Here is a 1,404-nt window from a genome sequence, read left to right as displayed (position 1 = left end):
TGATGCGCCCCGGGTCTGGTGCAGCTCTCGTTGTCTGTCACCGAGCCCGGGTAGGCTCGAAGGGTTGATCGTAGCGTGACGCTTGGTGGCCGGCTTCGGTCTGGGCTGGAGTGCGCTGGCCGAGCTCGCCGTGGACACGGCGATGGTTGTACCAGTCGACGTATTCGGCGACGGCGATCTCGACATCACGAACTGATTGCCAACCGCGGTCACGGACAGCAGGGTTATGGATCAATTCTCCCTTGAACAGCGAATTGAATGCCTCGGCCATCGCGTTATCGTAGGAATCTCCGCGCGAACCGACCGAGGCGACCACTTCTGCTTCCGCCAAGCGCTCGGTATAGCGAATGGCTCGGTATTGAACTCCGCGGTCGGAATGATGGACGAGTCCGGTCACGTCCTGTTCGGCTCGTTTTCTGGCCCAGATCCCCATCTCCAGTGCGTCGAGGGCGAGATTCGTGTGCAACGAGGTTGACACCTGCCACCCCACGACCATTCTTGAGAACACATCGATGACGAACGCGGCGTACACCCACCCCGAAAACGTCCGGATATAGGTGATGTCCGCTACCCAGAGCTGGTTCGGCTGGTCGGCAGTGAAGCGCCGGTCGACCAGGTCCGCCGGCGAAGGCGAGGCAGCAGCGATGGTGGTCCTGGGCCGCCTGCCTCGCCGTAGTCCCTGCAGGCCCTTCTGGCGCATCAGCCGCTCGACCGTGCAGCGAGCCACCCGGATTCCCTCACGGTTGAGTTGGGCATGGACTTTCCGCGCCCCGTAGACGCCGTAATTCTCGCGGAACACGCGCTCGATCTCGGTGAGCAGTTCCCCATCTCGCACGGCGCGTTTCGACGGTGTGCGCTTCTTGGCTGCCCAGAACGTTCTCGGGGCGATCCGCACATCCGCAGCATTCAAGACTGCGCAGATCGACTCGACCCCGAGCTTCTTCCCCTCGACAACTCGCTCGCGGTGGCCGTCGATATAGTCGACAACCACCGCGAGCGGAACCTCCCGCCGAGGCGCGGAATCGTCAGGAGCTACTTGATTTTGCGGTCGAGCTCCGCGGCGGCGAAAAACGCCGAGGCCGTCTTCAGGATCTCGTTCGCCCGCCGCAACTCACGCACCTCGCGCTCCAGCTCAGCGATCCGCGCGGCATCATCGCTGGTGCGACCGGGCGCCGCGCCGGCGTCGATCTCGGCGCGCTTGACCCACGTCCGCAACGCCTCCGGGTGCACGTCCAACTGACCCGCGACCCGGCGGATCGCCGCCATCCGCTGACCCTCGGCCGCGATCGCGTCCAACGCCATCCGCGTCGCCCGCTCACGCAGCTCGTCGCTGTACTTCTTCGGTGCCGGCATGCTCTGCATCCTCCCTGAGATCAGAGCCTGCACAGAACTCGGGGCGCATCA

Annotated in this window: 1 protein-coding gene; it reads right to left on the bottom strand. The window is 64.5% G+C overall.

What is annotated here, in order from left to right; genetic code table 11:
- Positions 1 to 37 precede the first annotated feature (37 nt).
- Positions 38 to 1,353, bottom strand: a protein-coding gene (locus ACFY1H_RS49550) for an IS3 family transposase (RefSeq protein WP_386956787.1) whose coding sequence is annotated in 2 segments (ribosomal slippage) — positions 38 to 1,063 and positions 1,066 to 1,353 — 1,314 coding nt in all. Because the reading frame shifts where the segments join, the coding sequence is not laid out codon by codon here.
- Between the last annotated feature and the right edge of the window lie 51 nt (positions 1,354 to 1,404).

Origin of the sequence: Amycolatopsis sp. NPDC001319 (assembly GCF_042896185.1) — a bacterium.
Classification (GTDB): Bacteria; Actinomycetota; Actinomycetes; order Mycobacteriales; family Pseudonocardiaceae; genus Amycolatopsis.
Note: the sequence above shows the minus strand (reverse complement) of the source record. Positions and strands in the feature narration are given on the sequence as shown.